Here is a 20,077-nt window from a genome sequence, read left to right on the forward strand (position 1 = left end):
CTGAAAACAAAAGATTTAGACATCGTGAATGTATTTTCCCTCTGTTCCTAAAGAAACATGTACATTTTAATGAATATGTGTTCAAATGAAATGTACTTTACATATTGGCTTAATAAAAAGAATACGTTCGGTAAAATTAGTATTGTAAAGAAATTTTGAAAAGAGGCTGTTTTATGGATTTTACAGATTTCACCTTAAGTGAAGAAATATTGAGTACGTTAGCGAGCCTACAATATCAACATCCAACTGAAGTTCAAAGAAAAGTTATTCCGCTTGTCATAGAGGAGCGAGACGTGATCGTAAAGTCACGCACAGGAAGTGGAAAAACAGCATCCTTTGCTATTCCGATTTGTGAAATGATTGATTGGACAGAAAATAAACCGCAAGCTCTCGTGCTTACTCCTACTAGAGAGTTAGCTGTACAGATCAAAGAAGATTTTATAAATATCGGCCGGTTAAAACGAATCAATGCCGTAGAAGTATACGGAAAGCAATCCTTTATGTATCAAAAAACGAAGCTTAAGCAAAAGACTCATGTCGTTGTAGGGACACCAGGTCGACTGCTGGATCATATTCAAAAAGGCACCCTTCTACTCGATCAAGTTCGTTTCCTTGTCATTGATGAGGCGGACGAAATGCTAAATATGGGCTTTATCGAGCAAGTAGAGGCCATTATACAGGCGGTTCCAGACAAAAGAATCACTATGCTCTTTTCAGCCACTCTTCCAGATACCGTAAAAAAACTAGCCCAAAACTATTTGCAAGGACCTGTCGAGGTGGAGATTGAACCTTCAAGCAATTCAACTGGATTAATTGAGCATTCCTTATATTGGGTGGAGGAACAGGAAAAGCTGCAATTATTGCAAAACGTAACGATTATCGAAAACCCGGATAGCTGTATCATTTTTTGCCGGACAAAGGACCGTGTGGATATGGTTGTCGATCATTTAACAGAACTTGGATATGATTGCGATAAAATTCATGGTGGAATGATTCAGGAAGATCGTCTAGATGTGATGAGTGAATTTAAACGGGGAGAGTTTCGCTACCTGATCGCAACCGATGTGGCCGCCCGCGGGATTGATATCGAAAATATTTCACTCGTAGTGAACTTTGATATTCCATACGAAAAAGAAAGCTATGTGCATCGTACAGGAAGAACCGGCCGGGCGGGAATGAAAGGCAAGGCTACAACTTTTGTTACAGAAAGAGAAAGACGACTGTTAGAAGAAATAGAGCAGCTTATTGGTTTTCACATTCCACAGAAGGAGAAACCTGCTTCGGGGCAGGTGGAGAGATTACGATCTGCCTTTGAGGAGAAGATTGGTTCAGAGCCGGAGATTAAGCAACTAAAAAGTGAAGAACTCAATAAGGATATCACCAAACTCTATTTTAATGGCGGAAAGAAAAAGAAACTGCGCCCCGTGGATTTTGTCGGAACCATTTGTAAAATTGAGGGTATTTCTGCACAGGATATCGGAATTATCACGATTCTTGACACGGCCTCTTATGTAGAAATCCTAAATGGCAAAGGGCCACAGGTGTTGTCCGAAATGAAACATACCACGGTAAAAGGGAAACAATTAAAGGTTCATATAGCCAGAAAATAAGCACTTCCTAAGGGGTGCTTTTTTAATTGACAAAAAAAGAACGAAACCAATTGACAGAATCTTACTCATGATTTAATATTATCATTATCAATAATGATAATAAAAACAAGGGGGATTTACTATGATTAGCAATGCAGTGATCTTGAGCATGGTAGCAGTTATCATATTTTCCATTCTTCTATTTGTGAGTGCCATTCTGATGACAAAAAAACAGGTAGGCATTTCTCTGAAGCCGTTAATAATAGGGAGCATTGGGTTTGTTATTATCACTCAAGTATTAGAGAAACTTCTTCATGTTCTCGTCATAACCAGTTTTCCAAACTATGCGGACCATCCATGGTTATTTGGATTATATGGCGGTTTAGCTGCAGGGATTTTCGAGGAATTGGGACGGTGTATCTTATTTATCTGGCTGTTAAAAAAATATCAGGATTACAGGGGTGGCCTGTCTTTCGGGGTAGGCTGGGGTGGCATTGAAGCCGTAGTTATTGCCCTTTCAACGGTGGTACCATTTCTTCTATTTGCAACGATGATCAATGCAGGTACATTTGATTCATCTATAGGAGCCAGTCTTCCAAGTGATCAGGCAGCAACCATTAAAGAGACGTTATTAAATCAAGGAATCTCTCACTACTTATGGGCAATACCAGAGCGTTTCTTTGCTCTCTTTATGCAAATCGCTTTCACTTTACTTGTTTTACTAGCGGTCATTAAAAAGAAGTTTCAATACGTACTGCTTGCTATAATTGCTCATGCGGCGATTGATTTTCCTTTAGCCTTCTTCCAAACTGGATACATTAAGAGCTTATGGATCATTGAGTTATACATTGCCTTCATCGGAGTTCTATCTTTCTTCATTATAAAAAGATTAAGAAAATTGCTGATTGGGTAAAAATACCTGAGGCAAAAGTCGGTTTTGATAAAGTATAATAAAAGATGACTGTTTTCGTACAGTTAGTTGCTTTGGAAAAATCCCAAATGCCGGATTTTTCCCCGCATAACGCTGGGTTTTTTGGTCTATTTGGAGAGTAGCTCTTTTCTAAGGATGAAATTATTCTGATTAGCTGTTGAAACATAGAGTTAATTTCCTGAAAAGTGTGTATATAGCAACAATGTTTTAGAAAAGAGCCTAAAAGAAAAACTGTAAAAGGCAAACTTTACCGAAAGGGAAGGACGCAAAGCCGTGAGCCTAATCGCTTATCATGCGAATGGTCGTCAGGTTGCCAGGTCTCATTTTGTGAGCCTCGGCTTGCAGAATGGGGGAACGTAAAATGAAAAAGCTTGTTGTATCTATGATTATGGTGTTGCTTTTTTCAATGGGAGGCTTTGGATCAAACATGAGTGCTTCTACGGTAGATCGCTCCACATGGCTTTGGAATCCGTGGGACATTGTGAGCAATGAAACAGGAACCTTAAGCTTTCTTGAACAAAAGCAAATCAACAAAGTGTATGTACAAATTGACCGTGATATCCCTATGAATGTATATCGTAGCTTTATTACGAAGGCATCCGTAAAAGGAATAAAAGTATATGCTCTAGACGGAGCACCAAGCTGGGTAGCTCCAAAAGGATATCGAAATCAAGATGCGTTAATGAATTGGTTGAAAACCTATCAAGCAGGATCAACCGCTTCGCAAAAATTTACAGGCATTCATTTAGATGTAGAGCCTTACTTATATAGCGGTTGGAATACGAATAGAGCGGCAACTGTCAAAAGCTTTCAAGAGTTAATCACAAAAGCGAATACCTCTGCTGCAGGTTTAAAACTGCCACTTGAAGCCGACCTGCCATTCTGGTTTGATGAAGTGTCTTATAACAATACGTATGGCAAAGGAAATCTAGCAGAGTGGGTTATTACAAAAACGAATAGTGTAACAATTATGGCCTACCGTGACAGTGCTCCTGCCATCATTGAAATTGTAAAAAATGAAGTAGCCTTTGCTGGCAAACACCATAAGGCATTAGTCATCGGTGTAGAAACAGGGGCAACAGACGAAGGCGATATGATTTCCTTTTTTGAAGAAGGGGAAGCCTACATGAACGAACAGCTGGCTTCCGTTGCCTCACATTACGGAACAAGCCCTGGGTATAAGGGAATGGCTATCCACCATGTGGGAAGCTGGAAAACCATGAAACCATAACGAAAGAAAGCTAGCAGGTACAGAAACCTGCTAGCTTTCTTACTTAATATAAGAACGTAATTGTTGCAGTTTTGCTTTTCCTAAGTGCCCCTCTAAGGTTGTTAAAGCACTTTCTACTACAAATTGCCTCTGATTATTAGGTTGCAAAAGTTCTTCTAGAATAAAATCAAGTAGCTCAATATATTTCACAGAGTCGGGCATATTCATGCTTTCTTTTTTCAATGACATAATTTCTAGAGTCAGCTTTTCTTGATAAGATTTATCTTTTTTATGACAAGTTGGAGACCAATCATCCAACAGTTCTGGTGAAAGAAGTTGCTCACCGGTTTCCCCGACATTCTTCATTAACGCCACAAGTCGATTGACACTATATCTGACTACTCGCTCAGGATTACTCTTTAAGCTATTCGCCATTCTCTCGTACTTAAGGTTATGGTGGAAAATAGCTGTAAACATAATGGCAGCATCCAGAAGATAAGGCTTCTTGCTCTCTCCAAAAATTTCATCAAAGCGTTCGTATACCCAACGTAACATTCGTAACTGAAAATCACTAATAAACTTTTTTAACTCAGAATCATTTAAAAATAGTACTTCTTCGTATAAAGGAATCAGTTTACTCGCTCGATTCGTCTTCACTTGCAGCTCCATTTGCTTAATGAACACTTCAATATCTGACGGGTCTTTTCCAATTAAGAGTTCGTTTCTTTCGTGCTCAAACTTTTTTTGTATCACTCGGAAAATGGCCATAAGTAGTTCGTTCTTGGAAGAAAAGTAATTATAAAAGGTTCCTTTAGAAATACTACTATAATCCAAAATGTCTTGAATGGAGGTTGCTTGAAATCCCTTTTCTACAAAAAGCTGATGTGCTGTATCGATAACATGTTGCTTCCTATCTTTCATCGTATCACCTGAATTCATATTTGGACTCACTGTATAAAAGTATAGTAACTTATTTTTCTGAAGGTTACAAACCCATTATTTAGCTGTGTTTTTCCATTGCATTTTTTGTACTGAGGGTATAATATATGTTAAGTATATAACTGAAGTACATTTTATTGGACTTATAGTATAGGGGGAACATACATGGCTGAAAAACAAGATAAACGGCCGCCATACGGAATTATTGGAGTTCTGTTAATTGGGGCTTTCATCACGTTTTTAAATAACACCTTATTAAATATTGCTTTGCCATCCATCATGAAGGATTTAGAGGTAGAAGCTGCCACGGTTCAATGGTTAACTACAGGCTTTATGCTCGTTAACGGGATATTAATTCCGGCTACGGCCTTCTTAATACAGAAATATTCTGTTCGTAATTTATTTTTAGTCGCTATGAGTTTATTCACGATCGGTACACTAGTTGCTGGTGTGGCTCACGAATTTCCGATTCTTTTAGCAGGACGTATGCTTCAGGCATCCGGATCGGCCATTATGATGCCATTGCTTATGAACGTCATGCTTGTTAGCTTCCCAATTGAAAAAAGAGGAACAGCGATGGGGGTATTTGGTTTAATTATCATGTTTGCGCCAGCGATTGGACCTACCTTATCAGGGTGGATTATTGAGCACTATGATTGGAGAATGCTTTTCCACTTTATTACCCCTATTTCAGTAGTAGTGGTATTAATCGGATTCTTCCTTTTAAAAGATAAGAAAGAAAAGAGTAATCTTCGTTTAGACTTTTTCTCCTTACTTTTATCAAGTATTGGATTTGGTGGAATCCTTTACGGCTTCAGCTCAGCAGGAAGCAAGGGCTGGGACAGTCCGCATGTGTACCTGGCGATTGCCGTCGGTTTCATCTCGCTAGTAACATTTATTTTAAAACAAATGAAGCAAGACACTCCGTTGTTAAACTTTGGAGTGTTTAAATACCCAATGTTTGCCTTGTCATCTACTATTTCCATGGTAACCAACATGGCATTGTTCTCAGGAATGATCCTTATTCCCATTTATGTTCAAACGATTCGTGGAATTTCTCCACTGGACGCAGGGCTAATGCTCCTACCAGGTGCCATCGCCATGGCGATTATGTCTCCTATTACGGGGAGATTGTTTGATAAATTTGGTGGGCGAGTATTGGCGCTTATTGGTTTAGGAATCACGGTGATCACTACGTATGAGTTTAGTCAGTTAACGGTAGATTTAAGCTATACCCACTTAGTTATCCTTTACACGGTCCGGATGATCGGGATGTCATTTGTTATGATGCCTGTTTCAACAAACGGATTAAATCAACTTCCGACGCGTTTCTATCCACATGGTACAGCAATGAACAATACGTTAAACCAAGTGGCTGGGGCAATCGGAACCGCATTACTCGTTACAGTTATGTCCAATCGTACAGAAACACACGCTCAAGAACTAGCTGACGAAGCGATGAAGACGGCAGCCGGTCAAGGAGCAGGAGTCGCACAGCCAACTGCTGAAATGATCGCTCAAATGAAAGAGCAGATCATGATGAAGGCGATGCTCGAAGGAATAAACGATGCATTCCTAGTGGCTACAGGGATTTCAATTGTTGCCTTCATTCTCGCTTTCTTTATCAAGCGTGCCACTCAAGCAGAGGATCCTCTAGAAGGAAAAGAGGCGCCAAAGGTGGTACCGGCGAAGTTAGCTGAGAATTAAATATAAAAAAGAAGAACTCCTTGAAAATGAAAAGGAGTTCTTCTTTTTTAGTTGTGCTTTTGATTGGGATACCTTCACCGTCTGTTTTGAAGTACGGTGTTCATGAAGATATTGAAATTTGTCTTATCCTTAATCAAGTAACCAGCAAAAGTAAAATAACCGGAGATTTTTACGTTAAATGTAGAACGGAGTTCGTTTTGGGGTAAATAAGTGGAGGTTTTCCGCTTATCCAAAGAAAAAACCCCTATTTTCAATTTTTCTGAGACAATAGGCGGAATCTCTCCGTCTATTTAGGTCTTTTTTAGAAAAAATTACTAATTAAGCGGAATACCTCCGTCTATTTATCAGATCGGTTGCTTAACCTGATCCACAGCCGATAGTGAGTAGCTACAGACCCCATGTCCTCCCGAAGTCAACAACAATATTTTACCAAAACAAACATTTTCTACTTGCTAATCTACTAAACTACCTTTAGTATTAAATTTGTATTATCTAGATATGGGTATATAAAATTAAATTCCAACTATATATAGTGTTGTTGCCTTAAGATAAGATGCCGCACGGCTTAATAGGGAATCTGGTGAAAGACCAGAACTGCCCCCGCACCTGTAAATGCTGACAAAATGAACAAACCACTGTGTAGTTTGCTTACGAGAAGTAGTTGCCTAAATGGGAAGGGTTCAAAGTAGAGTGAAGCATAAGTCAGGAGACCTATCTTACTTAAGATGTTTCAACTTCTTCGGGGACTTGGGAAGATGAGACGATGGCGACAGAAGACAAAATCGTGTTTGCCTGTTTGTCTTTTGCTGAAATCGTTTCATCCGCTCAAGGACCCACCTTAGCGGATTTTTTATTTTCAGGAGGGACGAGCATGACAGTAGTAGATGTACATGAAGATTATAAGTCGGTGTTAAGAGCGATTGAAGAGTGTTCTTCAACTTATCAGTTAGACGCGACAGAGATAACAAAAATGATCAATGAATTAGAGGCAGCAAAAAAAGAAGTGAGCCAACAAGCTTTATTTTATTCTTTAAATAAAATCGCGATGGACCAGCCGGATTGGACTTTTGTTGCCGCACGAATCTATTTAACGGAACTATACAAACAAGCTTCACAAAACCGAAACTACGATTCCACATATACATATGGGGACTTTTACGATTTGCTAGCAACGTTAACGGAGAAAGGAATTTACTCTCCAAAACTGCTGCAAATGTATACAGAGGAAGAAATTAAACAATTAGCAGCGGGAATCAATCCGGAACGAGATCAGCTTTTCAACTATATTGGTCTGTTCCTCTTTGCCGATCGTTACCTTGCAAGAGATCATGATCGAAAGGTATATGAATTGCCGCAAGAGAGATTCATGGTGATTGCCATGACTATCATGATGAACGAATCGAAAGGCCAGAGACTAGAGTTAGTAAAAGAAGCTTATTGGGCATTAAGCCATTTATATATGACTGTCGCAACACCAACCTTATCCAATGCAGGGAAGAACTTTGGTCAGCTGTCCTCTTGTTTTATTGACACAGTGGATGACTCGCTTGACGGGATTTATTTGAACAATTGGGATATCGCTCGCTTAAGTAAAGAAGGCGGTGGAATCGGAATTTATTACGGAAAGGTTCGTGCGTTAGGTTCCGATATCAAAGGGTTCAAAGGGATGTCCTCTGGTGTTGTACCTTGGATTCGATTGATTAATGATACGGCTGTAAGTGTCGATCAATTGGGGCAAAGACAAGGAGCAGTCGCCATTTATTTAGATATATTCCATAAAGACGTGATGAATGGCTTCCTTGAGCTAAAAACCAATAACGGAGATGAACGAAGAAAGGCTCACGATATTTTCACTGGAGTCACCATTCCAGATTTATTTATGGAAAAACTTTTAGAAAAAGATGAAAATGGCAGAAGCATCGGGGAATGGCATACATTCTGTCCACACCAAGTAAAGCAGCTGATGGGCTGGAAGGACGAAAATGGAACACCTCTTGGACTTGAAGACTTTTATGATGAAAATGATAGAAAGTATTTTACGGAAAAATACGAAGAAGCGGTGAATCAGCCTCTTTTACCAAGAAAAACCTACCGTGCAATGGATATTATGGCCCGAATCATGGTCGCACAGTTAGAAACAGGTACACCATACATGTTCTATCGAGATGAGGTCAATCGTCAAAATCCAAATAAGCGTGCAGAAGGAAGAACGTCTATCTACTGCAGTAATTTATGTACCGAAATTGCCCAAAACATGTCGAGTACAACGATTGTAAAAGAATACAAGGACGAAGATGGCAATCTAGTAATCGTAAGAAAGCCGGGAGAATTTGTTGTATGTAATCTTTCCTCGATCAATCTCGCAAAGTCTTATGGTGCCAATGAGCTTGAACGATTAATCAGAATTCAAGTGCGGATGCTAGACAATGTGATTGATCTAAATACCATTCCAGTCGGACAAGCCGAATTAACGAATCAAAAATATCGAGCGGTCGGCCTAGGTACGTTTGGATGGCATCACCTATTAGCCTTACAATCGATCCACTGGGAATCAGAGGAAGCGGTCCAGTTTGCTGATGAACTATACGAAAATATTGCCTATTATACGATTCAAGCTTCTATGGAGCTTGCGAAGGAAAAAGGAGCATTCAGTCAATTTGAGACGTCTGAATGGGCTACAGGAAAGTATTTCGAGCGAAGAAATTACACGTCCGAGCGTTGGAGTGAATTAAAGGAACAAGTAAAAACAAACGGAATTCGTAATGGCTGGCTGATGGCGATTGCCCCGAATTCTTCAACGGCAAAAATTGGTGGTTCCACCGATGGAATTGATCCATTGTACGCAGTGGAATATGCAGAAGAGAAGAAGAACTTTAAGTTCAAGGTAACCGCACCTGACTTAAACCATCGCACATACGCTTACTACCGTAGAGCAAGGCATGAGTTAGACCAAGTGTGGAGCATTCGCCAAAACGCTGCACGTCAACGCCATATTGACCAGTCCATCAGCTTTAACTTATATGTCAGACACGATATCAAAGCAAAGGACTTGCTCCACTTACACGTAGAAGCATGGAAGCAAGGGTTAAAAACCACGTATTATGTGAGAAGTACCTCACAGTCAGAGATTGAAGAATGTGAAGCTTGCCATAGCTAAGCTTGAAAGGAGAAGGGACCATGTCAATCAATGCCCCATTAAATAAAATCAAACTGTTGAATCCTACTTTTCCAAATCGTTCAACAGGTATTATTAACGGACAATCTTCCGGTCTCTTAAACTGGAATGATATCGCCTATCCACAAATGTATGATTTGTATCAAACCTTGCTGTCTAATTTTTGGAAGGCACAAGAAATCAATATGCAAGATGATATTAAACAATGGGATTCATTATCTTCACATGAAAAGGATATCTTTTTACGGGTGAACACGCAGCTTGCCTCCCTTGATAGCCTTCAAACACCAACGATGAGTCAAGTGCTCGATTATGTGACCGATTCTAGCTTTAAGGCCATCTTTGCGGTCATTGCTCAGCAGGAAGCTGTTCATAATGAATCGTACTCCTATATATTAAGTTCATTGGTTCCAGTAAGTGAACAAAATGCGCGCTTCAATCAAGCGAAGGATGACCCGATCGTGCAAAAGAGAAACCAACTTATTTTGGATGCTTATGAACAATTCCGTTCCCATCCAAATGCACAGAATTTATACGAGCTAGCCATCAACTCCATCATCTTAGAAGGAATCTACTTCTATGCGGGCTTTGCCTTTTTCTATAATCTTGCTCGTCAGCAAAAGATGTTAAAGACAAGTACGATGATTAGCTATATCCAAAGAGATGAGATGCAGCATGCGTATTTTATTTCTCAGTTTGTACGAATTATGTTAACGGAAAATCCAGAGCTCAATAACCCAGCAAATATTCAATATGCAAAGAATCGCATCCAAGAAGCGGTGGAGCTGGAGAAGGAATGGGCGGGAGAAATATTAGCAGAGATGAACGGAATTGATCTGGAAGAGTTCGGACAATATGTGGAGTATCTGGCCAATAAAAGGCTTCGTCAATTGGGTCTGGATCATCTTTATGGTGACCGTGAAAATTCAATGCCATGGATTCAAGTGTTTAGTGACGAAATGATTAATGAAACCAAGTCAGACTTTTTTGAGCAGAAATCCCGTACCTATACAAAGGTGACACAGTCCAATGGCTTTGACGAACTTTAAGGGAAAAGTAGCGATTGTCTATTCATCCGTCACGGGGAATACAGAAGAACTTGTTCGTATGGTAGCAAGCTGCCTTCAATCACGATCAATGTCTACGGATTTATTTCAAGTAGAAGATTTTCTCCGTGCGAACATGGATGACTATGATGGGTTGGTCATCGGAACTTACACATGGGGCAATGGAGAAATTCCAGTAGAAATGAAGCCTGTGTACCAAGAAATAGAACGTCAACATGTTCGAGAGCTCGCCACAGGAGTGGTTGGGACGGGGGATTCCTTTTACCCTTCCTTTTGTGGAGCGGTGGATGAGTTTAGGGATATGCTCTATGTGCAGACTTCCTTAGTAGCCACACTAAAAGTAGAATTACAGCCACAGTTTAAGGATTATGAAAAATGTGAAAAACTGGCTGAGTTAATGATAGAAAAAATTCAAAGTCGTACCTATAGTACGGTGTGAAAAAGGTAGTGGGCTCTTGCCTACTACCTTTTTTTATATTCAATGTTTACCATATATATAATTTGGGTATAAAGGAGGGTCTCTATTTTTGTAGAGGGACTGCATGCGCAAGGCAGATCCTTCTTTTTTGTGTTTAATTATAGAAAATTGAATATATTAAACTAGAATTATATGTAAATTTCAATGAGTAAAAATGAAAGATTTGTTTAAAAATACCATTCTTTGTTAAAATAAAGAGTGAGGGTAAAGCAGATGACGGATAAACAAATGAATGAGCTTGTTAGTTTTTTACTAGCAGGAGATGAAATAGAAACCGGTAAAGACCAGTAGAAAATCATGGTGGAATTATAGAGGTTTCGAGTAAACCTGGGGAAGGGACGACCTTCATTCTTGTTCTACCTTTAGTATAAACGACTTACGTAAGGGAGAAGAAACAATCTAATAGTATTTACGCTTCATGAAGTCATGATCATAACTATTAAATTCTTTCGGATTGCAGCAAGTTTATGGAAAAAGGGGTATAGTAAGTTTTGAAAATATCAGACAAAGAGTTGATGGATGCTTATGCTGCAGCATTGAAGTTGGCTTTAGATCATGAACTTATACAGTTATTAGAGGAAGAGGTAGACAAAAGAAAATTAAGACAATTAGTAGAAAACTATTCAATTGAGCAGTGATTGACCTTTAGCCAGATACTATTAGATAGACAAGTTACCTTTACGAGCAGGTATGGCAGGTTAAATTAATGAGAAGTAAGGGCGATTCTATAAATTTGCAGGAGCAAACCTTTAAGGGAATCCGCTAATTTTCGTTCATAGGGGATAGGGAATTGACAGAAACTTACTTGGAATTACTCGCAATGGATAAAGAACTATTGTTTGAGGCATTTACCCATGCCCCATTAGGAATGGTGCTGTTAGGGATAAATGGTAAGATCGTGCAAACAAACTCGTCCTTTTGTCATTTTACAGGATATTCAAATGAAGAAATCGTTCAATTAGGGCTAAGATGTTTATTATATGAAGAAGATTATGTAACAATAGATTCAAATTATCGAATGTTAGTAGCTGGAGAGGTAGATTCTTTTCAAGTAGAAAAGCGGTTTGTACATAAGAAAGGTCATGTGGTTTGGGGATCCATCAATGCCCATAAAGTTAGTACGTCACAAGCGGATTATATTATTGGCCAAGTGGTTGATATCACATCTAGTAAACAGATGGATCCACAAGTGGAGACGAATCATTCCCAGCTAGAATCTTTTATTGATAATCATTTAGACCCTATTTTAATCTTCGATGAAAAAGGGGTTCTAACAAAAGCTAATACTAAGTTTGAGGAAGAGTTTGGTTGGAATCTTCAGGAATTAATCGGTATTAGAATGCGCGATGTTAGATTTTTTGCAGATGAAGAAGAAGAGCCATTAAAGGAAAAGGTCCTTCGTGGAGAATGTGTGGAAGGGTACGAAACAACGGTTAAGAAGAAAAATGGAATGACAATGGATGTTATGATTACAAGCTTTCCGATTAAGGACCATCAGGGGGGCAAGAACGGGCTCGTTGTTAGTTTTCGTGATATAACAGTCCGAAAACAAGCGGAAGAACTAATGATTCAGTCGGAAAAGCTTTCAATTGCTGGACAGTTGTCAGCTGCGATTGCACATGAAATTCGAAATCCTATTACAGCAATTAAAGGCTTTTTAAAGCTTCTGCAAAACTCCAATGAAAAACAGCTGTATTATGAAATCGTTGAGTCAGAAATCGCTCGAATTGAACTGATCTTAAGTGAACTCTTATCACTAGCAAAGCCACAAAAAAACAATTTTAAAGAGACCGATTTACGCTTAACCTTAAAGCAATGTATTTCACTATTAGATGCAGAAGCCAATATGAAAAGTGTTCAGGTGGATTTAAAGCACGAAAGTCTTCTACCAATGATTCATTGTGATGAGAACCAAATTAAGCAAGTGTTCATTAATTTTATGAAAAATTCTTTTGATGCCATGCCTAACGGAGGGTCATTACATATTGAGATGGAAAATTGCATGCGGACTTCTGGTATCACCATTCGGTTCAAAGATACCGGATGTGGAATACCAAAGGAAATTTTATCCAAGATCGGACAGCCCTTTTATACGACAAAAGAAACGGGAACGGGTTTAGGGTTTATGGTAAGTAAGAATATTATTGAGGGCCATAGCGGCACCGTACATATCTCAAGTGAAGTAAATATAGGAACAACGATTGAAATCGTTTTACCAAGCTTTAGTAACAAATAATAACCTCATCCGAGTGTGGATGAGGTTATTATTTTTATCCAATATAAGCAATGATTCCTTCATTGTCGTCTAAATGTAGCTTGATTGGAGCATATGGATCTCTTCCTAAATATTCATCGATCCAAAGGCGTAACGCTTCAATTAAATTCGCAGTGATAAGCACTTGTTTTCGATCATCCACGAACACTTCAGCAGAAAAGCCGTAATCATCATCATACATAAGCTCTACTTCGACTGCTTCAGGTTTGATTTGCTTTTTCTTAGCGATATAAACACAAATTGCATTAATAATATCTTGTTCGGGAATAATTAGCTTCTCCATGGGTTCGTATTCTCTTGCTTCTTTTTCTTTTTAAGAGCGGTAAAAACCATGCGAATGACACTAATTAAGATGATAATAGCAAACACATTGACCATGAATCCAAGAATGGAACCTAAGATTCCCATGTTTGCAAATAGACTACCAAATAATAGACCAGCAAGTCCACCAATCATAAGTCCCTTCATCAGACCGCCAGAGAAGAATCCTTTATTTGCTGTAGTGGTAGATTTATTAGTTGTGGTCGAATCCGATTTTTTATTTTGGAAGAATGAATTGTTGTTATTGGTCGTTGTATTTGAATTATTGTTGAAGCTTTTCTTTCCTGATTTATACGATTTTGCTTCCACTGTCGTGGTGTGATCTTGGAACACAATGTTTCCAACTGGTGAAAAAATAAGTGCTGCCATTAGCAAAGCTGATAGTAACTTTTTCATTCCTTTTGTTTTCCCCCTGTAATGTATATTTCTACTTCTCTATTGTATACGAAGTAAGGATGAAAGGGTTTCGTTTTTTATAAAAAAAATAGAATGGAAAGAGGTTCCATTCTATTTTTGAGGGCTTAGGATGCTTTCGTTTCTACTAGTTGGGATGGAACGGGCTTTTTTTCAAAGATTCCAAGGAGCCATCCGATAGCTGTTCCAACGAAAGCAGGAATGATCCATTCAAGACCAACAGAGGCAAATGGGAGTGCCTTTGCCACCGATTGTAAAAATCCTAGGTTCACTCCAGCTGTAGCAAGGCCACTATTTACAGCAAAAATACCGGTAAATAACATTGCGCTGCCATATACTTTACGAATATTTTTGTAATAACGACTAAAGAAAGTGAGCAAGGTTAAAACGATTGTTAGCGGATAAGCTGTCACAAGGAACGGAACAGAAACTTTTAAAATTTGTGCAAGTCCCATATTGGAAAGGGTAAACCCAATGAGTGTAACAATAAGGGCCACTGTTCGATAGCTTACTTTAGGTAGAAGCTTCGAGAAGTACTGACCACATGCAACAGTAAGACCGACGACAGTTGTAAAGCAAGCTAACGTAAAGATAAATCCTAGAAGTGCCTTGCCACTTGAACCAAGTAGTAGGGTGGATGCGGCAGTTAACAAATCAGTACCGCTTGCATATGAACCAGAAGCAGCCATTTTTCCACCGATAAGTCCTAGGCTTACATAAACGAGTGAAAGAAGAACGCCAGCGACAAGTGCTGCCTTCAATGTATATTTGGTTAATTGTTTCTTATCTGTAATTCCTCTTTGTTTAATCGCAGATAAAATAACGATTCCAAAAGCAAGAGCGGCAAGAGCATCCATCGTGTTGTATCCTTCGATGAAGCCTGTGGAAAAGGCATTCGCTTGATACGGCTCAGCAGGTGTTTGCAAATGGCCATCCATCTTAAATAAACCGATTGTACATAAAGTGACCATTGCCACGAGTAAGACTGGAGTGATCCAGCGCCCCATATATTGTTCCATCTTTGAAGGGTTTAAACTCACTACAAATACAAGCGCAAAAAAGACCGCAGAAAATGCTAATAATACGAAAGTTGAGTTGGAGGAGCTTCCTAAGAATGGTTTGATTCCCATCTCATAAGCAACATTTGCATTTCTTGGAATCGCTAAGAATGGTCCGATGGAAAGGTACACAATCACCATAAAAATCGTGCTAAACCATGGATGGACGCGATTGCCGATTTCTGCAGCTCCATCTTTAACTAGTGAAACAGCAAGAAGCACAGCAAAAGGCAATCCAACACCTGTTAAAATAAACCCGCCAATCGCTAGCCAATAAGAGGTGCCCGCTTGTGCTCCTAATACCGGAGGGAAGATTAAATTTCCAGCTCCAAAAAACATAGAGAATAACATTAATCCGATAACCAAAGTGTCAAATTTCTTCATTTTCTTTTCCCCTTTTCTATTTTAGAAAAATAAAAAGACCCGTCCCTAATGAAAGGGACGAGTCTGATAGCTCGCGTTACCACCCTAATTCCGCTGCAAAAAAGCAGTCGGCTCTTAGTCAACGTACCAACATACGTGATCCTTGTAACGGCGGAACCCGTCAAAGCTTACTAGTGTTCAGCTTTGCATCTCGGAGATGATTTTCAGATCCAGCTTGAACATCGACTTTCACCACGCGTCGACTCTCTTTAGTACAAGGGGTTGAATCCTACTCTTCTCGTCATCAATTTGTAATATGGTTATTAATTTAACAAATGAAAAATGTTATGTCAATATATTTTGAACATTTATATTTTTATTAATTGGATGAATATAATTATTATTCTCCGATGATTTCAATTCGATTACCGAAGGGGTCCTCAATATAAATCCGATCCACATTAGGAATAAGGGTATCCTCTTTGTACGGTACATGATGAGTTTGTAGGTGATCTTTTAAAGAGTTCAGGTTATGAACTACGAACGCCGGGTGAGCTTTTTTAGCTGGAGAAAAAGGATCTTCGATACCGATATGAAGCTGCTGTTGAGCACCGAGTTGAAACCAAACACCGCCGCGTTTTTTGAGCGCCGCCGGTTTTTCGATTTCTGTTAAACCAAGAATCGTGCTAAAAAAATGCCTCGCTTGATCCTCGCTTCCAGCCGGTGCAGCAAGTTGGATATGATCAATTTTAATAAATGAAAAGTTCATACAATCGGTCCTTTCTGTGTTTGATAGTTTAAGTGTAGGAAGAAAGAGGAGATAAGTAAAATATGGAAAAATTATGATGGGGAATAAGGGGGGCTTATTGGGTGTGGTGGGGTTAAACATGCGAGCGCAAATAAAATAGGGAATCGCAAATAAATTACCAGGATCGCAAATAAAATCGGAGAATCGCAAATAAAATTCCGGGATCGCAAATAAAATCTGAGAATCGCAAATAAATTACCAAACCCACAATCATATTAATAAAAGTCCATATGAAACAATCGAAAACTCGGTATGACTGGGCAAAACTCCCCCCACAAAGCTCCAATCAACGAAAAAACTCCCGCCACCATGCGGGAGTTCGGTCTATTTCATCTGAAAATATGTATCTAGTACTCTACGCCCGATGGTTAAGTTCGGGGAGGGACCTGTGTCTCCAGTGTACACCCATGGAACAATGACGGCCATGGCTACTTCGGGGTTACTTGAAGGCGCGTAGCTGATTAAGCTCACATTCATCACTTCAGGTGGTGCGTTTTTAGGGTACTGATCACGGTCTGGTCCGTCATAGAAGGATTGTGCGGTACCAGTTTTTCCTGCAGGGCTGTAAGGGGCAGAACCAAAGGCTTTTGCTCCTGTTCCGGAGGTCATGACTCTTCGGAAACCCGTTTGAACTCGTTCAACCCACTCATCTTTCATGCTGACCCGATTTAATATATTTGGTTGTATTTCTTGGTAAACCGGGCCAAGCTTATCAATAGACGTACCAGGCTCACGGATTTCCTTTACAATATGCGGCTGAATGCGGTAGCCTCCATTAGCAATCGTTGCGGCATATTGAGCAAGCTGCATCGTTGTGTACGTATCATATTGTCCAATAACTAAGTCAAGCGCAAAACCTGGCTTCGTTGAAGGTCCTTTAAATCCGGTCATTTCATTTGGTAAGTCAATTCCTGTTTTTGCACCTAAGCCAAATTGCGCAAAGGAATCTCTTATTTTTGAAAATGTGTCCGGAGCTAAGCTTAAAGGAGCATTTGGTACATACTGTCCTCCTCCGATTTTTATGGCAGTACGGAACATATACACGTTAGAGGATTGCTCTAATGCATACAGATCATTAATCGTCCCCATATTTCTCCATGATTTTTTCACGGGAGTTCCTTTAATGGCAATTGGTCCGTCATATAGGGAAGTATTTGGAGAAATAGCACCCGTTTGGTACCCTGTAAGCACGGTTGCTCCCTTCACGGAGGAACCTACATTATAGGAGGTAGTAATGTTGCCAAGCGCGAAGTCCTGGATTTCAAGGTTACCCGTTTCTTCGCTTCTCGCTAAAAGCTTTCCAGCCATTGTTAAAATCTCACCGGTATTTGGATCCATTAAAACAACAAAGGCACGGTCTAGAAACTTTGTTCCGCCAAAGCCCCGTTTGGTTGCGAGAAGCTCTTCTTCTAGTATTTTTTCAACGGCTAGCTGTAAGTCCATATCAATGGTCAGGATGAGGTCCTTGCCGCGCGTTCCATCGGAAACGGGGACCGTTCCTACATTATTTCCTGCTTTGTCTTTTAAGTATTTTATTTTGGATTTATTTCCGCGCAGAACATCTTCATATTGATATTCCAGATAGCTTTTTCCAACACGATCATTTCTACTATAGCCGCGTGAGAGATAGTAATCTAGCTGTTCTGCTGGTATCCCTTCTTCACTAGTAGTAGTTTTTCCTAAAATTGTTTTTAAGGTATTTTCGAATGCATACGTTCGTTCCCAGTCCGTCACCGTGTCTACACCAGGTAAAAAGTTGAGATTCTCACTAACCATAGAGAATTCTTTATCAGTTACCCCAACATTTTTTACGAGATGTGGGGTATATTCGTAGCCACTTGCAAATTCACGGTAAATAGAAATCACCTGCATATCCTTCTCTTTTAGAGAGGCGAGATCTTCGGGAGTGATCCGTTCTAGCAACGTGTCATAATACTTTTTGTTAAATTCTTTTTCACTGTCTGTTGAATCTCTCATGGCCTCTTCTTCGGATGTGGATATTTTCTCTTTCACCAATAAAGGATTTTTTATGATCCAATAATCTTTTTTGTCCCGATCTCTCACTTTCTTTGTATCCATCTTGATGAGTTCGGAGAGATTTTCTGCGGTTTTTAACATTTCCTCCTGACTGGCTCCCCAGTTGGTGTATGTAATCGCGTTTTGAGCAATGTTATCCACTACTATTTTTCCGTTTCGGTCGTACATTTTTCCGCGTGGAACCGGTTGGCTAACAATGATTTCGTTTGTTCTTTCGAGTTCTTCCTTATAGGCTACGCCCTGGACCATTTGCACGGTACCTAAGCGCACAATGAGGATAACGAATAAGACAAAAACAATAAAAAATAGGAGATTTACTCGTAAGGGAACATGTCTCTTTTTGCTGGCTTTTTTCATCATGAACTACACTCCTTAGAAGGAAACGATTCTACTGGTATATATTTCTATTTTCATCATAATCTATGACGTTCTTAATAACAATAAAGTTTCAATTTTTTGATTTATTTACAGGTTATTCACATATTGTGGATTATTATTGTGAAAATGCTGTTAGTAAACTGTATACAACTTAAATAATCCACATTATCCACATTTTATAAACAAAGTTATCCACATTATCCACAGAAATGAACTCTAACGGGAACAAGCATGAGGATTAATAAAAAAAATTATAAACAACCTGTCCAAATGCCTCTTTTCTTTCTATATAGAAGGTGAGAGGAGGTGATAGAGATGGCACAGGCGATAATCATGGATACGAAGCTTAAAGTATTGTTTGAGAATGGGTTGAACTCGAAAGGAGAAGTTATCATTAAAACGAAGACATTTAGTAATGTGCGTAAGGAGGCTACAGCGGATCAACTTTTTCAAGCAGGTCAAGCATTAGCAAGTCTTTGTTCACTACCAGTTGTGAACATTGAACGAGCTGACAATTTTGAGTTGGTAAACGCGTAAGTAGGGCTCAGTCATTAAACAATAGGAGGTGAAAAAATTGGCCAAAACATTAGAATTACAATTCATAACCGAAACAGGTGAAACGTCGACGATTAGTTTGGAGTCTCCAAAGGAACCTGTTGATACAGCTGCCGTGAAGGTGGCGATGGATCAAATTGTTGCTTCAAATGCCTTTTATAGTGCGAAGGGACAGCTGGTTTCCCCTAAAGGAGTTAGAGTTATTGAGAGAAATGTAACACCTTATGAATTAGCTTAGTATAAGAGAGAGTCGGTTGAAATGGACCGACTCTCTTTTTGCTACATAACGATTTTGCACCAAAGGACTTTTTCCTTGATTCTTACCCCAGCTAATTTTCCGAACGGTATGTCTCGAACGACTTCAATGTCATTAAAGTTAATGGTGAGTTTGTTATCTTCGTATGTTACCCCGTCCGCATCTTTTAAGAGCTTCTTTTTCATGGATTCCTTTAGACTCGGCTTTAAGTCGACTACCTCAAATTGTATCCGTCTTCCTTTTGCCATGATAGGTTTCAATTCTAGTCGGAAAGGAACAGGTACGAGCATGACCTTGGTATTTCCTGTTAAGACCAGATGTTCCCCTTCAAACGAACATTGTAAATTGGAGGTTCCTTCTAATGGCTGAAGATGTAGCAGGCGGTTGACTAGTTCTTCTGACATTCGAATAGGTGTACCCGTTGCAATTTTATTGAGCAGGCTTTCTACCGTCCATGATTGATCATTTAATTCCCCAAGCTTTCGCTGCATTGTTTCGAGAAACTCGTTCATGCGG

Annotated in this window: 18 protein-coding genes, 2 riboswitches and 1 other annotated feature; of the genes, 11 read left to right on the forward strand and 7 right to left on the reverse strand. The window is 39.4% G+C overall.

Features of this window, described 5'->3' with window-relative positions; genetic code table 11:
• Positions 1–173: 173 nt before the first annotated feature.
• The 3 genes from ACFFHF_RS20520 (at position 174) to ACFFHF_RS20530 (ending at position 3,751) form a co-directional block, all read left to right on the forward strand.
• Positions 174–1,610 carry a DEAD/DEAH box helicase gene (locus ACFFHF_RS20520; RefSeq protein ID WP_377058925.1) on the forward strand — a complete coding sequence of 479 codons (1,437 nt, stop codon included), beginning with the start codon at positions 174–176 and terminating at the stop codon, positions 1,608–1,610.
• 121 nt (positions 1,611–1,731) lie between these two features.
• Positions 1,732–2,502: a YhfC family intramembrane metalloprotease gene (locus ACFFHF_RS20525; RefSeq protein ID WP_377058926.1), complete on the forward strand. Its 771-nt coding sequence runs from the start codon at positions 1,732–1,734 to the stop codon at positions 2,500–2,502.
• A gap of 247 nt (positions 2,503–2,749) precedes the next feature.
• Positions 2,750–2,838: riboswitch (cyclic di-GMP riboswitch) on the forward strand.
• A gap of 43 nt (positions 2,839–2,881) precedes the next feature.
• Positions 2,882–3,751, forward strand: a complete 870-nt coding sequence (locus ACFFHF_RS20530) for an amidase (protein WP_377058927.1) — start codon at positions 2,882–2,884, stop codon at positions 3,749–3,751.
• Between the two features lie 39 nt (positions 3,752–3,790).
• Here ACFFHF_RS20530 and ACFFHF_RS20535 read toward each other — a convergent pair whose 3' ends face one another.
• Positions 3,791–4,651: a TetR/AcrR family transcriptional regulator gene (locus tag ACFFHF_RS20535; protein ID WP_377058928.1), complete on the reverse strand. Its 861-nt coding sequence runs from the start codon at positions 4,649–4,651 to the stop codon at positions 3,791–3,793.
• A 183-nt stretch (positions 4,652–4,834) separates the two neighbouring features.
• Between ACFFHF_RS20535 and ACFFHF_RS20540 the strand changes: the two genes are divergently transcribed.
• The 6 genes from ACFFHF_RS20540 to ACFFHF_RS20565 all read left to right on the forward strand — a co-directional run bounded on the left by ACFFHF_RS20540 (position 4,835) and on the right by ACFFHF_RS20565 (position 13,332).
• Positions 4,835–6,376: a DHA2 family efflux MFS transporter permease subunit gene (locus ACFFHF_RS20540; protein WP_340902302.1), complete on the forward strand. Its 1,542-nt coding sequence runs from the start codon at positions 4,835–4,837 to the stop codon at positions 6,374–6,376.
• 534 nt (positions 6,377–6,910) lie between these two features.
• Positions 6,911–7,108: riboswitch (cobalamin riboswitch) on the forward strand.
• A gap of 139 nt (positions 7,109–7,247) precedes the next feature.
• Positions 7,248–9,533 carry a ribonucleoside-diphosphate reductase subunit alpha gene (locus ACFFHF_RS20545; protein WP_377058971.1) on the forward strand — a complete coding sequence of 762 codons (2,286 nt, stop codon included), beginning with the start codon at positions 7,248–7,250 and terminating at the stop codon, positions 9,531–9,533.
• A gap of 20 nt (positions 9,534–9,553) precedes the next feature.
• Positions 9,554–10,600 carry a ribonucleotide-diphosphate reductase subunit beta gene (locus ACFFHF_RS20550; RefSeq protein ID WP_377058929.1) on the forward strand — a complete coding sequence of 349 codons (1,047 nt, stop codon included), beginning with the start codon at positions 9,554–9,556 and terminating at the stop codon, positions 10,598–10,600.
• Complete coding sequence (locus ACFFHF_RS20555) at positions 10,581–11,057, forward strand: flavodoxin domain-containing protein (RefSeq protein ID WP_377058930.1); 477 nt, start codon at positions 10,581–10,583, stop codon at positions 11,055–11,057. The genes ACFFHF_RS20550 and ACFFHF_RS20555 overlap by 20 nt, the downstream gene beginning before the upstream one ends.
• A gap of 530 nt (positions 11,058–11,587) precedes the next feature.
• Positions 11,588–11,734 carry a sporulation histidine kinase inhibitor Sda gene (gene sda, locus ACFFHF_RS20560; protein ID WP_160547277.1) on the forward strand — a complete coding sequence of 49 codons (147 nt, stop codon included), beginning with the start codon at positions 11,588–11,590 and terminating at the stop codon, positions 11,732–11,734.
• A 152-nt stretch (positions 11,735–11,886) separates the two neighbouring features.
• The gene (locus ACFFHF_RS20565) at positions 11,887–13,332 is read left to right on the forward strand and encodes a PAS domain S-box protein (protein WP_160547276.1); all 1,446 of its coding nucleotides are present in this window, start codon (positions 11,887–11,889) and stop codon (positions 13,330–13,332) included.
• Positions 13,333–13,366: 34 nt separating this feature from the next.
• On the opposite strand, the gene ACFFHF_RS20570 is transcribed toward ACFFHF_RS20565, so the two are convergent.
• The 5 genes from ACFFHF_RS20570 to ACFFHF_RS20590 all read right to left on the reverse strand — a co-directional run bounded on the left by ACFFHF_RS20570 (position 13,367) and on the right by ACFFHF_RS20590 (position 18,732).
• Positions 13,367–13,654: a YxcD family protein gene (locus ACFFHF_RS20570; protein ID WP_160547275.1), complete on the reverse strand. Its 288-nt coding sequence runs from the start codon at positions 13,652–13,654 to the stop codon at positions 13,367–13,369.
• The gene (locus ACFFHF_RS20575; protein WP_160547274.1) at positions 13,642–14,088 is read right to left on the reverse strand and encodes a hypothetical protein; all 447 of its coding nucleotides are present in this window, start codon (positions 14,086–14,088) and stop codon (positions 13,642–13,644) included. Before ACFFHF_RS20575 ends, ACFFHF_RS20570 begins: the two co-directional genes overlap by 13 nt.
• Before the next feature lie 125 nt (positions 14,089–14,213).
• Entirely contained in the window at positions 14,214–15,548 is a 1,335-nt protein-coding gene (brnQ, locus tag ACFFHF_RS20580; RefSeq protein ID WP_377058931.1) for a branched-chain amino acid transport system II carrier protein, read from the reverse strand.
• 50 nt (positions 15,549–15,598) lie between these two features.
• Positions 15,599–15,841 (reverse strand) — a binding site (T-box leader).
• Between the two features lie 86 nt (positions 15,842–15,927).
• Entirely contained in the window at positions 15,928–16,296 is a 369-nt protein-coding gene (locus ACFFHF_RS20585) for a VOC family protein (RefSeq protein ID WP_377058932.1), read from the reverse strand.
• Positions 16,297–16,659: 363 nt separating this feature from the next.
• Complete coding sequence (locus tag ACFFHF_RS20590) at positions 16,660–18,732, reverse strand: peptidoglycan D,D-transpeptidase FtsI family protein (RefSeq protein ID WP_377058933.1); 2,073 nt, start codon at positions 18,730–18,732, stop codon at positions 16,660–16,662.
• Between the two features lie 333 nt (positions 18,733–19,065).
• On the opposite strand from ACFFHF_RS20590, the gene ACFFHF_RS20595 reads away from it, so the two are divergent.
• Positions 19,066–19,287 carry a DUF1659 domain-containing protein gene (locus tag ACFFHF_RS20595; protein WP_377058934.1) on the forward strand — a complete coding sequence of 74 codons (222 nt, stop codon included), beginning with the start codon at positions 19,066–19,068 and terminating at the stop codon, positions 19,285–19,287.
• Between the two features lie 28 nt (positions 19,288–19,315).
• A complete protein-coding gene (locus tag ACFFHF_RS20600) occupies positions 19,316–19,543 on the forward strand; it encodes a DUF2922 domain-containing protein (RefSeq protein ID WP_377058935.1) in 228 nt (75 codons plus the stop codon).
• Positions 19,544–19,584: 41 nt separating this feature from the next.
• Here the strand turns inward: ACFFHF_RS20600 and ACFFHF_RS20605 are convergent, their stop codons facing one another.
• Entirely contained in the window at positions 19,585–20,073 is a 489-nt protein-coding gene (locus ACFFHF_RS20605) for a hypothetical protein (RefSeq protein ID WP_160547269.1), read from the reverse strand.
• Between the last annotated feature and the right edge of the window lie 4 nt (positions 20,074–20,077).

It is taken from the genome of Robertmurraya beringensis (assembly GCF_042433785.1).
GTDB classification, from domain to species: Bacteria; Bacillota; Bacilli; order Bacillales; family Cytobacillaceae; genus Robertmurraya_A; species Robertmurraya_A beringensis.

Excerpts from the sequence above, each read along its gene's own strand:
- ACFFHF_RS20520 (WP_377058925.1), top strand. The coding sequence starts at position 174 with ATGGATTTTACAGATTTCACCTTAAGTGAAGAAATATTGAGTACGTTA.
- ACFFHF_RS20525 (WP_377058926.1), top strand. The coding sequence starts at position 1,732 with ATGATTAGCAATGCAGTGATCTTGAGCATGGTAGCAGTTATCATATTT.
- ACFFHF_RS20530 (WP_377058927.1), top strand. The coding sequence starts at position 2,882 with ATGAAAAAGCTTGTTGTATCTATGATTATGGTGTTGCTTTTTTCAATG.
- ACFFHF_RS20535 (WP_377058928.1), bottom strand. The coding sequence starts at position 4,651 with ATGAAAGATAGGAAGCAACATGTTATCGATACAGCACATCAGCTTTTT.
- ACFFHF_RS20540 (WP_340902302.1), top strand. The coding sequence starts at position 4,835 with ATGGCTGAAAAACAAGATAAACGGCCGCCATACGGAATTATTGGAGTT.
- ACFFHF_RS20545 (WP_377058971.1), top strand. The coding sequence starts at position 7,248 with ATGACAGTAGTAGATGTACATGAAGATTATAAGTCGGTGTTAAGAGCG.
- ACFFHF_RS20550 (WP_377058929.1), top strand. The coding sequence starts at position 9,554 with ATGTCAATCAATGCCCCATTAAATAAAATCAAACTGTTGAATCCTACT.
- ACFFHF_RS20555 (WP_377058930.1), top strand. The coding sequence starts at position 10,581 with ATGGCTTTGACGAACTTTAAGGGAAAAGTAGCGATTGTCTATTCATCC.
- ACFFHF_RS20570 (WP_160547275.1), bottom strand. The coding sequence starts at position 13,654 with ATGGAGAAGCTAATTATTCCCGAACAAGATATTATTAATGCAATTTGT.
- ACFFHF_RS20575 (WP_160547274.1), bottom strand. The coding sequence starts at position 14,088 with ATGAAAAAGTTACTATCAGCTTTGCTAATGGCAGCACTTATTTTTTCA.
- brnQ (WP_377058931.1), bottom strand. The coding sequence starts at position 15,548 with ATGAAGAAATTTGACACTTTGGTTATCGGATTAATGTTATTCTCTATG.
- ACFFHF_RS20585 (WP_377058932.1), bottom strand. The coding sequence starts at position 16,296 with ATGAACTTTTCATTTATTAAAATTGATCATATCCAACTTGCTGCACCG.
- ACFFHF_RS20590 (WP_377058933.1), bottom strand. The coding sequence starts at position 18,732 with ATGATGAAAAAAGCCAGCAAAAAGAGACATGTTCCCTTACGAGTAAAT.
- ACFFHF_RS20595 (WP_377058934.1), top strand. The coding sequence starts at position 19,066 with ATGGCACAGGCGATAATCATGGATACGAAGCTTAAAGTATTGTTTGAG.
- ACFFHF_RS20605 (WP_160547269.1), bottom strand. The coding sequence starts at position 20,073 with ATGAACGAGTTTCTCGAAACAATGCAGCGAAAGCTTGGGGAATTAAAT.